Source organism: Aquibacillus rhizosphaerae (assembly GCF_030282825.1).
In the GTDB taxonomy this organism is placed as follows: domain Bacteria; phylum Bacillota; class Bacilli; order Bacillales; family Amphibacillaceae; genus Aquibacillus_C; species Aquibacillus_C rhizosphaerae.
In genome coordinates this window covers 193,067-208,143 of the sequence record NZ_JASTZU010000034.1, presented here as the reverse complement: position 1 = coordinate 208,143, position 15,077 = coordinate 193,067, and the positions used below count along the sequence as shown (strand labels likewise).

The 15,077-nt window shown below is 33.8% G+C and carries 13 protein-coding genes; 3 read left to right on the top strand and 10 right to left on the bottom strand.

The genetic code is table 11. The features are described from left to right. Positions 1-479 precede the first annotated feature (479 nt). Positions 480-1,952, top strand: coding sequence for a NarK family nitrate/nitrite MFS transporter (locus QQS35_RS10615; RefSeq protein ID WP_285932047.1), 1,473 nt, complete (start codon positions 480-482; stop codon positions 1,950-1,952). Positions 1,953-2,027: 75 nt separating this feature from the next. Here the strand turns inward: QQS35_RS10615 and QQS35_RS10610 are convergent, their stop codons facing one another. Next, positions 2,028-3,452: a PH domain-containing protein gene (locus tag QQS35_RS10610; RefSeq protein WP_285932046.1), complete on the bottom strand. Its 1,425-nt coding sequence runs from the start codon at positions 3,450-3,452 to the stop codon at positions 2,028-2,030. Then, positions 3,445-3,924: a PH domain-containing protein gene (locus QQS35_RS10605; RefSeq protein ID WP_285932057.1), complete on the bottom strand. Its 480-nt coding sequence runs from the start codon at positions 3,922-3,924 to the stop codon at positions 3,445-3,447. The genes QQS35_RS10610 and QQS35_RS10605 overlap by 8 nt, the downstream gene beginning before the upstream one ends. Positions 3,925-4,051: 127 nt before the next feature. Between QQS35_RS10605 and QQS35_RS10600 the strand changes: the two genes are divergently transcribed. Continuing rightward, on the top strand, positions 4,052-4,369 hold the full coding sequence (locus tag QQS35_RS10600; RefSeq protein ID WP_285932045.1) for a hypothetical protein: 318 nt from the start codon (positions 4,052-4,054) through the stop codon (positions 4,367-4,369). Positions 4,370-4,438: 69 nt separating this feature from the next. On the opposite strand, the gene mmsB is transcribed toward QQS35_RS10600, so the two are convergent. The 7 genes from mmsB to QQS35_RS10565 all read right to left on the bottom strand — a co-directional run bounded on the left by mmsB (position 4,439) and on the right by QQS35_RS10565 (position 13,603). Continuing rightward, complete coding sequence (mmsB, locus tag QQS35_RS10595) at positions 4,439-5,605, bottom strand: multiple monosaccharide ABC transporter permease (RefSeq protein WP_285932044.1); 1,167 nt, start codon at positions 5,603-5,605, stop codon at positions 4,439-4,441. Next, positions 5,589-7,139: a multiple monosaccharide ABC transporter ATP-binding protein gene (gene mmsA, locus QQS35_RS10590; protein ID WP_285932043.1), complete on the bottom strand. Its 1,551-nt coding sequence runs from the start codon at positions 7,137-7,139 to the stop codon at positions 5,589-5,591. Before mmsA ends, mmsB begins: the two co-directional genes overlap by 17 nt. A gap of 78 nt (positions 7,140-7,217) precedes the next feature. Beyond that, positions 7,218-8,324, bottom strand: a complete 1,107-nt coding sequence (gene chvE / locus QQS35_RS10585) for a multiple monosaccharide ABC transporter substrate-binding protein (protein ID WP_285932042.1) — start codon at positions 8,322-8,324, stop codon at positions 7,218-7,220. Positions 8,325-8,930: 606 nt separating this feature from the next. Then, positions 8,931-10,124 (bottom strand): response regulator transcription factor, encoded by a 1,194-nt coding sequence (locus tag QQS35_RS10580; RefSeq protein ID WP_285932041.1) that lies wholly within the window; start codon positions 10,122-10,124, stop codon positions 8,931-8,933. Beyond that, on the bottom strand, positions 10,124-11,947 hold the full coding sequence (locus tag QQS35_RS10575; protein WP_285932040.1) for a cache domain-containing sensor histidine kinase: 1,824 nt from the start codon (positions 11,945-11,947) through the stop codon (positions 10,124-10,126). Before QQS35_RS10575 ends, QQS35_RS10580 begins: the two co-directional genes overlap by 1 nt. Positions 11,948-11,973: 26 nt before the next feature. Next, positions 11,974-12,969: a substrate-binding domain-containing protein gene (locus QQS35_RS10570; protein ID WP_285932039.1), complete on the bottom strand. Its 996-nt coding sequence runs from the start codon at positions 12,967-12,969 to the stop codon at positions 11,974-11,976. A gap of 358 nt (positions 12,970-13,327) precedes the next feature. Next, complete coding sequence (locus tag QQS35_RS10565; RefSeq protein WP_285932038.1) at positions 13,328-13,603, bottom strand: hypothetical protein; 276 nt, start codon at positions 13,601-13,603, stop codon at positions 13,328-13,330. Between the two features lie 685 nt (positions 13,604-14,288). Between QQS35_RS10565 and QQS35_RS10560 the strand changes: the two genes are divergently transcribed. Beyond that, entirely contained in the window at positions 14,289-14,645 is a 357-nt protein-coding gene (locus tag QQS35_RS10560; protein ID WP_285932037.1) for a hypothetical protein, read from the top strand. 163 nt (positions 14,646-14,808) lie between these two features. On the opposite strand, the gene sspO is transcribed toward QQS35_RS10560, so the two are convergent. After that, complete coding sequence (gene sspO / locus QQS35_RS10555; protein WP_285932036.1) at positions 14,809-14,967, bottom strand: small acid-soluble spore protein O; 159 nt, start codon at positions 14,965-14,967, stop codon at positions 14,809-14,811. Between the last annotated feature and the right edge of the window lie 110 nt (positions 14,968-15,077).

Below are 15,077 nucleotides of genomic sequence, written 5' to 3'. Positions count from 1 at the left end.
TTAGCTGAAGCCGTGCCCGTGGAAAGCGGAGTATTCTGCCGGAACGGAGTATAAAGACTCCATCATCATTGCCACCGAAAAGAGTTCAACAAAAGTTTATAATACTTACTGCGGACTTTATATAAAGTGCGAAGTGGAAAAGCAACAGAAATTATAAAAATGGTTTTAGTACTTTATATAAATGATACTTTCTACAAATTTTTACTACAAAATCAATTTGAATTTTGTTCATTATATTTTCCACATTTTATGCTTATATAAATATTTTACCGAAAAATTCAAAATTTTCAAATGCCAATATACAAAAAAACAATACCTCCATAAAGCTAGTAAGGCCAATAGTGTAAGCGCTTATGGGATTTCGCGATAAATTTCTCATTACAGTTTTTCTATGTCAGATAACATTACATGTTTATTGAATACCTCTTTTATTGCATTAGAATTAAGACAACACAAAATAGTTGAAAAGGTGGATGAAAATGGAGAATAACATTTATAAAGGAAACAGAAAAGTATTAGGTTTTACTACATTGGCATTTTTCATAACGTTCGTTGTTTGGTTTAATATGGCTCCCTTTATATCTACCTTAAAGGAAACATTTAACCTTACAAATGATCAGATTGCCATTCTAGGTATTGCAAACCTTGCTTTAACCATTCCAGCTCGAGTATTAATTGGAATGCTCGTTGACAAATTTGGTCCTAAAAAGGTATTTTCTAGTTTACTAATGATTTTGAGTATCCCATGTTTTGCATTTGCTCTATCCGATTCATTTATTCAGTTAATGATTTCCAGAATGTTCCTAGCGATAATTGGTGCTGGTTTCGTTGTTGGTATTCGTTTAGTATCTGAATGGTTCCCTTCCAAACAAGTTGGTCTAGCAGAAGGTATTTACGGTGGTTGGGGGAACTTCGGTTCAGCCGCTGCAGCAATGACATTACCTACATTAGCTATAATTTTTGGTGGTGACAATGGTTGGAGAATTGCAATTGGTTTAACAGGACTTATTGCACTTTCATACGGGTTTATATTTAGTCGAATTGTTAACGATACACCGGATGGCGTAGTCTACCAACGCCCAAAGAAAAGTGGTGCATTAGAAATAACGAGCTACAAAGATATGATTGGTCTTATTATTATGACGGTTCCGGTATATGGAATCCTAGGCTTTTTAACGTATCGATTAGGTTGGCAATTAAATTTCATTAGTGACTGGGTCGCATACCTTGTTATTGCTACATTAACTTTCTTTTTCGCATTTAATGTGTATAAAATCTGGGATGTGAACAAAGAATCCCTAAAAAATGGTGTTCCTGATAAGGAAAAATACTCATTCAAACAAGTTGCTATTTTAGACTTTTCGTACTTTTGTACATTTGGCTCTGAACTTGCTGTTGTATCGATGCTGCCATTATTTTTCGAACAAACCTTCACACTAAGTATTGCTCAGGCAGGATTAATTGCAAGTAGCTTTGCTTTTATGAACTTAATGTCTCGACCAGGTGGCGGATGGTTAAGTGATAAATTTGGTCGTAAGAGAACATTAAATATTCTAATGTTAGGCTTAGCTCTTGGTTACGTTGGAATGTCATTAATCGGATCTAGTTGGCCGATATGGACTGCTATCATGATTACAATGTGTTGTTCATTCTTTGTGCAAGCAGGTGAAGGTGCTGTTTATGCGATGGTACCACTTGTGAAAAAGAGGGTAACAGGACAAATATCAGGAATGGTAGGTGCTTACGGAAATATTGGTGGTACAACATTCCTTACTATATTCAGTTTTGTAAGTCCAAGGGCCTTCTTTATTACAATTGCTTGTGCAGCAGTTACTTGTTTCTTTTGCACTTTGTTTTTAAAAGAACCAGATATGGTAGCATTTGAAAAACAAAAATTTCAAGATAATAGCCAGGAAGGCAGTGAAAAAGAAAGTAAGGTACAAGTAATATAGTATTGCGAATAAATTCAGAATATTCAGTGATTTATTTAAGGACGCAGCATTAAATGCTACGTCCTTAAATACTTTTTATGTTTCAGTGGAATACCAATCGCCAATCTTATCTAGATCTTCTTCATTTAATTCGTTAATATTATAATGTCTACCACCAAAATTATTTAATATAGAAAGCTTCATCGTACCTAGGTTTTGTTTTCGGTGTAAAAAGTGTTGGCTTCTTTCTAATGCTTGTATTCGTTTCGATTTAAGTAATACTATTTCTTTACTAAACATTCGTAGTTGCAGTGTTAACTGGTTTTCACTTAAATTAAAACTGGTAGTGCGGTATCGAACAAACCCTAAAATTACTGATAGTCCTAGCAGTATAATCGGAAGTATCACCCATTCTGGCATAAAAATTGCTATACCAATTAATCCAATTAAGGGAATCATGGATGTCCTCAGCAAATAATAAGGCAATGCCCGTTTGGGCACAAGTTTCCTAAATGTAGAATTGTTTTCGTATTCTGGTAGGATCTCATCTAAAAACCCCTTCACTTCAGTTTTTCTGAGTAACGGAAAAAGTAGTGTTTCTGATGCATTTTGTTTCTCCGTTTCACCACCAGCAATTTCAACAGAAATCGTCGCAAATCCTAAGGGTTGACGAATTAACGATTCTTTAATGGATACGGCTTGAATTCTTTTTATTGGAATCGTCATTTGTTTTTTCTCTAGCAATCCACGTGTGATAAATAATTCATTTTCGTATCTCGTAATTGTAAACTTACCATATTTAACAACCATGGTAAGAATACCCAACATCCATAAAAGGATAAACAAAACAATCCCTAAAACAATCAATAACTCAATTCCTTGCGAAAGTAATAAATTTGTTGTTCTATTATAGAAGCTTTCAGGAACGAATGCTTCGATTTCTGTAAAAGTTAATGCAAATAAACTTAGTACGATACCAAAACTTGCCGAAGTTGAGCCAGCAAGTAATAACCGCTTAACAGTAATCGTATGCTGTGCATGATTTGTCTGTTTATCACTCTCGACAACTGATTCCACATTTTCGTATTTACTTTTTAATTCGTTATGAAGATGTTGTCCTTCTTCAAGTTTTACTGCGCTTAATCCCGCATCAACGCTACGGTCACTTCCCGCTGTTTCAATTTGGACCTTTGTTAATCCAAATATACGGTGAATGATACCTTGTGTTAAATCAATCGATTGGATTCTATTTTTAGAGATTGTTCGTTTCTGTCTAACGATAACTCCTTTTTCGATGCGCAGCTGATCCCCTTCTATGCGATATGTAAACCTTAGCCATGATAAGACGCTAAATCCTATAAAAATCACAACAATAATACTGATAATTAAAACAACATAATGAAGTCCAAAATCGCTACTAGCGAGAATAATAATTGGAAAAAGCGCATAAATTAGTTGTCTTAGTGATTTGATAACAGTAAAAATAATTGCAACCGGGTGTAATCGTTTTGGACTAGACATCATCTTGCTCCACCCTTGCTAATTCTGAAATACGGTCCCTCAACGCTGCAGCTTCCTCTTCTAGAAGTGCTGGAATTTCATGTGTTGTAGCCGCTGTAGAAACGGTTAAACTTGAAAGTCCGTACTTCTTTAGAATAGGACCTTGTTTTGTATCAACATGTTGGACGCGAATCATTGGCACTAATGTACGAGATACAATTAATATCCCGTGTTGAATATAAATTTCTTGATCAAATACTTCATATCGCCAGCGATTCCAACGAAGCTTTGGAATAAAAATGACTGTAAGGATAACTTCAATTAAACTAATAGCAATAAAAATAGTGCCATACCAATAAGAAAAATCAAATAAATAAGCTAACACAAACAAAGCAATCACTATTAATATCGGGATACAACTCCATAAAGAAGCAGTTAGTTTCCAAGCCTTTATAGCATCTTTTGCTATTCTTTCACTTGGTGGCTGTCTCATATACAAAATCCTTTCTCCTTCTGAATACTACTTATACGAATAACTACTTTGAAAAGTTCTATTAAATTACATAAAAGTACTTTCTCAATAAATTTCATAAATGGTATAATACCTCTGGGTGATAATCATGATACAAATAGTTGGTAAAACAGATATTTATTTTAATAGTAATCAAACATTTCTGGCAGACATTAAATATCATTTAACACGTAGCTTAGAAAAATATGAAATTATATCTCACCATACTGATAACAAGGAAAATAAGATGAAGATTAATTTCTATCTTAACATGAATGAGAAATACGAGTGTAAATCACTGCTTGATTACAATAGTTATGCTTATGACGAATTTAAAAAAAGACTTCCTTCTAAAGTACATACTACGTATATTCAAACCATAGACATTAGACCTGTTGGACGATCAAAATCAAGAAAGAAAAAATAAAATACTTTTTTGTCTTATAAATTAAAAGGAAAAAAACATCACGAGAAATTTATCCCGTGATGTTTTTTCTTAATTACCAGCTTTATTTTTATTATATACGTCGAAGCCTACTGCGATTAGTAGTACCATACCTTTAATCGCCTGTTGCCAATCGATACCAATACCGATTAACGACATACCATTATTCATAACACCCATTACTAGACCGCCGACAATCGCACCGATAACGGTACCTACACCACCAGCCATGGAAGCTCCACCAATAAATACAGCAGCGATTGCGTCCAACTCTAGCATGTTACCAGCTGCAGGTGTTGCGGAATCTAAACGAGAAGCAAACATTAAACCAGCAAGTGCTGCAATGACTCCGTTATTTACAAATACCCAGAATACAACTCGCTTTGTTTTAATACCTGATAAATCAGCTGCTTTTTTGTTTCCACCTGTTGCATAAATGTGACGACCCATTACTGTGTTGTTCATAACAAAAGTGTAGATGACAATGAGTACAAATACAATAATCAGTACCATCGGAATCCCTTTATTAAGTGCTAATTGATAAGCAAACCAGTTTATAACAATAACTAATAGTGCTAGCTTTGTGATGGTAATCCACATTGGAACAACTTCAAAATTATATTGCAATTGTGTTTTACGATTTTTAAATTCCATATAAACGAGGACAAGTGATAGAATTCCAGATAAGATTATCGTTAATATATGCAACTCACCCGAGCTAGATATATCTGGTAAAAACCCACCACTCAGTACTCCAAATGAATCAGGAAATGGAGCAAGTGATTGACCGTCTAGTAGATACAGTGTCAAACCTCGGAAAATTAACATACCTGCTAATGTTACGATAAAGGATGGAATTCCTATATAGGCTATCCAAAATCCTTGCCATACCCCGATTAATGCACCTACTAAAATAGACAAAACAATCGCTAACAACACTGGAACATTGTTATTAATCATGAGTACCCCTGCAATTGCTCCAACAAAAGCAACGACAGACCCAACGGATAAATCAATGTTTCCTGTGATAATAACTAATACCATACCAACTGCTAATACTAAGATAAAGCCGTTTTGCAAGATTAAGTTGGTTATATTTAGTGGTTTAAAAATGATCCCTTCTGTTAACACCCAAAATAATGCGGTAATCAACACAAGTGCAATGATCATTCCATATTGACGAATATTATTTCGAAATAAATTAATTAAGTCCTGCATTATTAGCACCTCCAGATCCGGTCATATAGCGCATAACACTTTCTTGATCGGCTTCACCGCGCTCAAGTTCACCTGTTATACGGCCATCATTCATTACATAAATACGGTCTGATAGTCCAAGCACCTCAGGAAGCTCAGATGAAATAACTAGTACACCTAGACCCTCTGCCGCTAATTCATTAATTTGAGAATAGATTTCAAACTTTGCTCCAACATCAATTCCACGTGTAGGCTCATCTAATATCAAAATATCAGGCTCAGTAAAAATCCATTTACTTAACACAATTTTTTGTTGATTTCCACCACTTAAGTTACCAGCAAGTTGCTCTAATGTTGGTGTTTTAATATTTAATTTTTCTCGTAATAATTGAGCTTCTGTAATTTCCTTATTTTCATCGATAATTGAATTACTAGAAATCCGCTTCAAGTTAGATAAAGTAATATTCCGTTTAATATCATCAATTAAATTTAGTCCATATGTTTTACGATCCTCTGAAACATATGCCAGACCGTGTTTAATTGCTTCGCTTACTGTATTCGCTTGAATTTCTTCACCGTTCTTGTGTAAGGAGCCAGTTATTTTTTTTCCATATACTTTTCCAAAAATACTCATCGCTAGTTCCGTTCGACCAGCTCCCATTAAACCGGCTAATCCAACAATTTCTCCGCGACGAATATGAATATTCACATTATCAATTACTTTACGATCTCGCTGCCCAGGGTGATGGACATTCCAATCTTTCACTTCAAAAATAGTTTCTCCAATAACCGCTGTGCGGTCTGGGAATCTACTTGTCAATTCACGTCCAACCATTCCCTTGATAATACGATCCTCAGAAGCCTTTTCTTCCTTCGTATCAATCGTTTCAATTGTTTGTCCGTCACGTAAAATAGTAATGGAATCTGATATACTAGAAACTTCATTTAATTTATGAGAAATAAGAATAGAAGTAATTCCTTGTTTTTTAAGTTCATTAAGTAGCTTTAACAAATTAGCACTATCTGTTTCATTTAGTGCTGCAGTTGGTTCATCAAGAATTAATAGCTTAACATTTTTTGATAAGGCTTTTGCTATTTCAACTAGCTGTTGTTTGCCGACACCGATATTCATGACAGCTGTTTCAGGTGAATCTTTTAAACCAACTCGCTCTAATAATTTTTTGGATTCAGCAAATGTTTCTTGCCACTTCATAATACTTTTTGATTGTCTCTCATTACCTAAATAGATATTTTCAGCTATGGATAAAAATGGACTTAACGCTAACTCCTGGTGAATGATAACAATTCCTACATTTTCACTTTGTTTAATATCTTTAAAATGACATTCTTTTTGATCGAAATAAATTTCGCCATCATAGGATCCACTTGGATAAACGCCACTTAACACTTTCATTAATGTGGACTTCCCAGCACCGTTTTCACCAACTAGTGCATGAATTTCTCCTTTTTCAACTTTCAAATTAACATCATCTAAAGCTTTAACACCAGGGAATGTTTTAGTTATGTTACGCATTTCTAAAATATAATCTGACATACCCTCACCGCCTTCTAAGGAAATAACAAAATGGAAATGATTTAGTGGTGAGTATCCTCACCACTAAATCAAGATTACTTATTCTAGTTCATCTGCAGAGTAATATCCGCTATCGATTACGATTTCTTGATAGTTTTCTAAATCAACAGATACAGGTTCTACTAGATAAGAAGGAACTACTTCTACACCATTGTCATATGTTTCTGTGTTATTAACTTCTGCTTCTTCACCAGCTAAGATTGCATCGATCATGTTTACCACAACTGCAGCTAAGTCACGAGTGTCTTTGAAAACCGTTTGTGTTTGCTCCTCTGCTACGATTGATTTAATCGAAGCTAGCTCAGCATCTTGACCAGTGATTACAGGAAGTGCTTGATCACCAGAACCATAACCTACACCTTTTAATGCTTGAATAACACCACGACTAATACCATCGTAAGGTGATAATACTGCGTCTACAGTTTCGCCACCTGAATAAGCTTTACTTAAGATGTTTTCCATACGTGATTTTGCGTTATTTCCATCCCAACGCATTGTTGCTGCTTGTTCGAATTCTGTTTGCTCACTTTGTACTACTAATTTTCCACTATCGATATATGGTTGTAGAATAGACATTGCACCATCCCAGAAGAAATATGCGTTATTGTCATCCGGTGATCCACCAAATAATTCGATATTAAACGGACCTGCTTCTTCAGAAAGATTTAGAGCCTCTTCAATATAAGAAGCTTGCAAAACTCCTACTTGAAAGTTATCAAATGTTGCATAGTAACTTACGTTTGGACTTTCCATAATTAAACGGTCATACGCGATTACTTGAATATCTTGGTCAGCAGCTTTTTCTAACACATTTGTAAGTGCTGTACCATCTATTGATGCAACAACTAAAACTTCTGCACCTTTTACAATCATGTTTTCAATTTGTTCGATTTGCTTATCCACATCATCCTCTGCATATTGCAAATCTGTTTCATATCCAAGATCTTCTAATTGCTCAACCATGTTATTTCCATCATCTACCCATCTTGCTGATGATTTCGTTGGCATTGCTACACCAATTAAAGCATCTTTTGATTCTGCTTTTTCTCCATCGCCTGAATCTCCAGAAGCGCTATCATCTCCTCCGCAAGCTGCTAAAAACAACATAAGACTAAATAATAGTGCAAATAAACCTAATTTCTTCATCTGTGTAACCCCTCTCTTTTTATATGAAACTTTTTAACTTAACTCTCTTGCATGTATATAGAATAGCACCAATCAATATGAAAGCCTTTACAATTTTTTAAACAGTTTTTATAATAATTTAATGTAAACGGTTTCATTTTTGTTGTTTAACTTTATTAATAATAAAATATTCCCTCAAAATAAAGGGGGATTGTTCGACAATGAAACCTTAGCACTACTAGTTTGAAATATTTTTCAACTTTAGATTAACATTTGTTTTAAAGGAATTTAACGAAGCTGAGTACACAGTAATGAATACAATAACAGCTAAGTTCATGTTAATGAAAGGCTCCTTCATACATAAAGTTTTGTTAAAATTATGACGAAATTGGATGGAATATTGTTGAATTCAGGAAATTAGAATAACGAAATAGATCAATTGTTTCCATTAATAAACGCGGGGCACCTTTGAAACAAATAAACCCCTTATTTCGAGAGGTGTCTTTCTTTGTAGAATTCGTCTATAATCATTATAGGTGATCATAGACGAATTCACTTCCTTTCTTAGCACTTAAAAAAACGCCTTGAACTAGGTCCAAAACGTTTTGAGTGTATTTTAGCAACTATTTACTTTTTAAATTGATTCGGTGATATACCAACTACTTTTTTAAAAGCTGTACTAAAGTAGTGCTGTGTCTCATAACCAACTTCCTCAGCAATATCTCTTATGGTCATATCTGTTGTTTTCAGTAAATCTGCTGCTTTATTAATTCGCATTTGAGTTAAAAGACCAACATAAGAAATACCTAACTCCTGTTTAATCATTCGACTCAGATAAACCGTTGAGACATGCAATTCTTCTGCGACTCTTTCTAACTTAAGTGCTGAATCTTGATAATGCTCTTCCACATAATTTTTTGCTTGTTTTACTATTGGTGAAATACGCACTTGTTTATCCACTTGTGTTTTGCACCAATCATAAACTTTATAATAATTTGTTAAATCATCCGCTGTTACGTCTTCCACATACCAGTAGACGGTGATTTTTAAATAATTTTTTATTGTTTCTTCTATTATTTCTATTTGTTCATTGGTTACCTTTTTCCACAAGCAAACATTGAGTAGGTTAGTTTGATCTCGAAATACAGCAAGTTTTTCTGATCCCAGTATCTCCTCTACAATATTTTCTATTGCAAATAAAAAATTACGTCTGTCATTTTCTTGACTAACCGTTTGGTTTTGATGATATTCAGGCCATCTAACAACCATATGTTGTAAAGGTACACTAGCTGGCAAACCGAAAAATTGTAACTGCTCTTCAATTTCCTCTTTCGCTAACTGACCTTCTATCCAGTCACGAAAAAACCTTCCCTTTAATTGTACATGGTGTTTCTTGATTTGGTTTGTCGCACGTTTAAAATATGTTTCTTGATTTACTTCCATGTCTAGTTTTTGTTTTAGTTCAATTAATAGATTTTGTAATTTCTCTGGATTAATCGGCTTAAGTACATAGTCTTCCACCTGTAAGCGAATTGCTTCTTGTGCATAGCTAAATTCATCGTAACCAGAAATAACGAGCAGTTTACAATCAGGCAGCTTTTCTTTTAATTTCTTCATTGCTGTAATTCCATTCATGATTGGCATATTCAGATCAATCAATAATATATCAATTTGATGTTTTATTGCTAATTCAACTGCTTCTTCTCCATCTTCCGCTTCCCCAACGACTTCCATATCAAACTTTTCCCAGTCGACAGAAGAACGAATACCATCCCGTATAATAGATTCATCATCTGCAATTAGCACTTTCCATTTGCACATTATGTTTCATCTCCTTTTACCAAATCATCTACTAGAATTGGTAACAAGATTTCAACCCTTGTTCCAACATTTTTTTTACTATCCATATAAATTCCATAACCTTCTCCAAATGCAAGTTTAATACGAGCCTGCACATTCAGCATCCCATAGCTTTTTTTATCCTTTGTTTCCACTCGGTCTTGGTTTTCTGTTCTGCCAACAGCCTCACTAAGAATGTGCCTTATTTCTTGAAGTTGTGTTTCTGACATTCCAACACCATCATCTTGAATAACAATCGATAACTGTTTTTCTTTTTCTTGGGCAGTCAAAATAATATGACCTATGCCTCGTCTTTCTTTAATACCGTGATAAATAGCGTTTTCAACTATTGGCTGTAAAATAAATTTCAAAACATATAACGAGCGAATACCTTCATCTGCATCAATCGTGTACTTTAATTTCTCGCGGTACCGTGTATTTTGTATCTTTAGATAACTTTCAATATGCTCTATTTCCTCAGCAAGTGTAATCTTATCTCTGCCCTTACTTAAGCCAATTCGAAATAACTTCGCTAGTGATTCGACTACTTCTGCTACATCGTCTGCTTTTCGCTTTCTTGCCATCCATTGAATCGTATCAAGTGTATTATAAAGGAAGTGTGGATTTATATTTGCTTGTAAACTTCTAAATTCCGCTTCCCTTTTTTGCCTTTCATGACGTTCTGTTAGCCGAATTAATTGGTTTATTTGTATAAGCATTTTGTTAAAACTACGTCCAAGTAAACCGATTTCATCATCTCGTTTTTCCTTATACCTGACATCTAATTCTCCACCTTCTGCTTTACGCATAAATGACATTAGTTGTGTAATTGGTTTCGATATAGAATTTGATAGAAAGTATGAGATTGGTATTCCAAATAACATAATAATGAAAACAAAGACTATCAAATAAAATTGAATCTCTCTCATCTCTAAAATTGTTTCTTCTGCCGGAAACACACCTACAGTCGTCCAGTTTGCAAACGATGACTGCTGAAAAATAAACTGTAGCTTCTGGGATTTAACTCTTTTTGAAAATGTACCTGCATTTGCTCCTTCAAACCATTCTTTGGGAATATCTTCAATTAAAGGATCGTCAGGCTGATAAATGTTTTGGTTATCATTATCAACAACCATCAAATAGCCTGTTTTCCCCAATCGAACATCTACTAATGTTTCAGCGATAACTCTCAGTTTTAAATCTATTAAAATAACTCCTTGTACTTCTTGTGTATACGGATTGACTACAGCGCGAACAACCGATACTACTTCATCATTTTTATAATTTACTAAAGAGGATAGACTACGACTTTCCGGTTGTCCTAATATCTTGAAAATCCCCTTATTATCGACGGCTTCTTGGTACCACGTTTCTTCTGTTAAATCTCGTGTCGATGGAGCATAAAATTCATTACTTACATAGTCTCCATTGTTGTTTACGACAACTATACCTGCTACTTCAGGTGATAGCGTTGTAAAATTACGTAGATACCGTTGTATCTCATATTCATTTATTTGTGATGTGTTTCGGTCCACTTCTTCTAGATTAAAAAAATTTTGAACCTCTTCATTAAAATCAATGTAATACGTAATACTTTGCATGTTATTTATATAAAACTCAAAAGTCTCGTTAACTTTACTAATAAGTTGCAATGTGTTCTCATTTACTTGTTCCTCAAGGACACGTTCAACCGTCCAATTAATCAATAACCCGAGACAAATAATTGGGATAATACTGATGATTAAAAAATGTGAAATTAGCTTATATCGAATGGGCAAATTATTTATCTGTATAAATCGCTTCAATGAACATCAATCCATTCTAGTCTCGTTTATTGTAGATAATAGGATTCTACATTTTGTTCCGTAACAATCGTAACACCTGTATCCATAAAACGTGGTAATGGATTAAGTTCGTCTTTATCCTCAATCACACCATGATGTAGATGGAACAAAAATTGTAGGGACCAATAGCCCATGTCCCATGTTCCCTGGGCTATTGTTGCGGAAATAATACCGTCTTCAATCATATCTAGTGTTCCTTTATCTGTATCAAAACTTATTATTTTTATAGATTCTTGTAAATTATTAGCCATGGTAGCTTGACCTACCCCGACTCCCCCGTTAGCTTCCGTAGCAAAAATTCCAGCGATGTCAGGATACTCATCCATAATCTCTTCTGCTACCTCCTTAGACACCATTTGATCTCCTCTTCCGTTTTTAGTAGAGACAACTGTCATGTCAGGGTATTCCATAAAAATTGTATCTTGAAAACCTTGTGTTCTTTCCTGATGATTTAGCTGATTTGGTTGGGTAATAACGCCTACTTCCCCATCTTCATTTAATAAGTCCGCCATTTTATGCGCAGCCTCTACGCCAGCATAATAATTATCCGTACCTAGAAAAGAATATGCTTTACTATCAGGTGCATCCGCATCAAACATGACAACTGGAATACCCGCCTCTACAGCTTTATCAATGACAGGATTTAGTGCTTCAGGGTCCATCGTTGATACCGCAATACCTGCGGGATTTTTTGCTATCACTTGTTCTAATATCGTAATTTCCTCATTCACATCATATTGTGTGGCACCACGGTACTCAACAGAAACATTCAAAGCTCCAGCTGCATCTTCAAAGCCCTTTAATGCACGTTTCCAGTAATCAATGCCTACTTGAAACGTTACCATCACATATGTTTCATCCATACTTCCCCTTAGTTCATTTTCCGACCATTCACGTGTTGTAGATTCGTTATTTTGATAATTATATACATAAACAACAAATAAACCAATTAACAATAAATAGATGAAAAGTAGTTTTCTCAATTCATGAAACCCCTTTCAAAATTGTGAAGATGAAAGAATAAGTGCGTAGTTCTTTGTATTTAGTAATAAAGATATATTTCTATTATGTAACAAAATTGTATAGGAAATGACGTGATTCGGCAACCCCAAATAAAAGCGTTATCATTTATCGAATATGCCAATGTATATTTATATATTCACAGCGTTACTATGAATTCCTTTATTAGCCTTACCTTCACAAATACAATTCCTCAAAGATAAATTTATTTCAACCATAATGCAATGTTTTAGCTTTAACACAGTAGGAGCTGCCGTATAGACAACTCCCTTTTAAGCGCTTTCACAAATTCTTTCACCTTTTTTATAAGTTAGTTACGTATTAACTATCATAAAATTTTAATCTATCAATATATTTTTTCCCTTCTAACAATGTGAGACCTAAAGTTTCTCTCGCTTTTTTAACTGCTTTTACTTCTTTACCATCTTTTATTAGTTTACGTAATTCATCATTTATTGGTTTTTCAGGTATTTCCGATTGATTAGCTAATTGATCTAAAGTATATTGCATATACTTCATACGACCTTCTAATCTCTCCACCTTAATCAATAAAGAAATTACTATAAGAATAGACATACTTATTAGTATATATTCCATTTATTACGGCCTCCTTTAATAAAGTTATAGATAGTTTCAACGGTTAATTGAACAAAGGTATACTCCTTTGTTCACAAAAAATATCCAACTGATAAAAAATATATACTTACAAATTAAAAAAGTATAACACTGGTTACTTTTCGTTTCTCCTGAATTAAAATCAACCTTCCCCTTCAAGTTTTTCGCCTCTTTGTTTAAGATAAATTATTTATAAACCTTATTCGTATTTTATCATAAAATTACAGTTCTGCTTTTTCATATCAAGATTCACACAGTAAATAATTTACTTTTTAACCTATTAAATAACAGGGTAAACGAAATACCAAATCTAATAATTATTTGGCCTTTTTTAACTGTATGTGATTTTGTATATTTATTATTGAAAATAGAACTACTTTTATAAAGTAATGTATATTTTTAATCAACTTTTTGTGTTAATCACGATGCTAGTTGCTTTAGTCGATCATAAAAAAACTCCCAGCTGGATGCTCATATAACCCTACCTCTTCAAAAACTTCACTCATACAGTGGACCACCCATTTGTTTTCAGCATAATTTCACTACTCCCCCCTCAAATAAAGAACTAAGTTCTGGATCTTCGTAAACTTTAGATAAACATGTTTTCATTCAATATTCTTGTATTATTGTGTTTTTCTTGGAAAGTCTAAATGTAGGAGGGATTGTCATGACACAACGATACTTATCTGTTGAAGAATTTAACGAACTATTACAAAAGTGGAATGGGCAAACAATTAAAATCACAAAAAATGAACTTGATGATGATGATAAAACAGTAATGGAATTAAATTCGATTAGTTATGCTAGGGACACAAGAAGAATCGATGATTATGAACCAATGCATGCTTTATATTTAAATGGAACAGGGTACGTTCAGACAGATGCAAATGAGCCTCAGTCACTTCCAGAATCTCATTATGAAATACCGCTAGAAGACTCAACACTATATCAGTATAATAACTCACAATTTCATTTAATTACCGATAGAGGAACTTATACCATTGAAGTAACACAGGATAATTAATTAATTTGTTTAAATAATTTATATAACACATATATGGAAATCATAACCAGAGAAGTGATGAAACACTTCTCTGGTTATAATTTCTTTTCATTACACAACGGCATAATAGTTTTTACTAATTAAAAGTAGAGAAGGCAAAGCCCCTCTACTTTTTTGTCTGATATTACTGACGCTTTTTAGTCTTTTTATTGTTTACCTTTTCGTTTGTTGTTAGTGGTTCATTTGCAAATTCATGATCGAATTTCTTTGATAATTTGCCTCTTATCGCTTGTTCATCACTTGGACCAACATTCAATTTACTCTTTTTTATCTTTTTTCCCATATAAACACCTCCACGCATTTAATTTCTCTCATTTGCTAGTAGATTATCCATATCAATTAATCAAAAATAAATTAAAAAACCTTTAGCACTTGTTGAGAGTACTAAAGGTA

Excerpts from the sequence above, each read along its gene's own strand:
- QQS35_RS10610 (WP_285932046.1), bottom strand. The coding sequence starts at position 3,452 with ATGTCTAGTCCAAAACGATTACACCCGGTTGCAATTATTTTTACTGTT.
- mmsB (WP_285932044.1), bottom strand. The coding sequence starts at position 5,605 with ATGCAGGACTTAATTAATTTATTTCGAAATAATATTCGTCAATATGGA.
- QQS35_RS10615 (WP_285932047.1), top strand. The coding sequence starts at position 480 with ATGGAGAATAACATTTATAAAGGAAACAGAAAAGTATTAGGTTTTACT.
- chvE (WP_285932042.1), bottom strand. The coding sequence starts at position 8,324 with ATGAAGAAATTAGGTTTATTTGCACTATTATTTAGTCTTATGTTGTTT.
- QQS35_RS10565 (WP_285932038.1), bottom strand. The coding sequence starts at position 13,603 with ATGGAATATATACTAATAAGTATGTCTATTCTTATAGTAATTTCTTTA.
- sspO (WP_285932036.1), bottom strand. The coding sequence starts at position 14,967 with ATGGGAAAAAAGATAAAAAAGAGTAAATTGAATGTTGGTCCAAGTGAT.
- QQS35_RS10560 (WP_285932037.1), top strand. The coding sequence starts at position 14,289 with ATGACACAACGATACTTATCTGTTGAAGAATTTAACGAACTATTACAA.
- QQS35_RS10580 (WP_285932041.1), bottom strand. The coding sequence starts at position 10,124 with ATGTGCAAATGGAAAGTGCTAATTGCAGATGATGAATCTATTATACGG.
- QQS35_RS10600 (WP_285932045.1), top strand. The coding sequence starts at position 4,052 with ATGATACAAATAGTTGGTAAAACAGATATTTATTTTAATAGTAATCAA.
- mmsA (WP_285932043.1), bottom strand. The coding sequence starts at position 7,139 with ATGTCAGATTATATTTTAGAAATGCGTAACATAACTAAAACATTCCCT.
- QQS35_RS10605 (WP_285932057.1), bottom strand. The coding sequence starts at position 3,924 with ATGAGACAGCCACCAAGTGAAAGAATAGCAAAAGATGCTATAAAGGCT.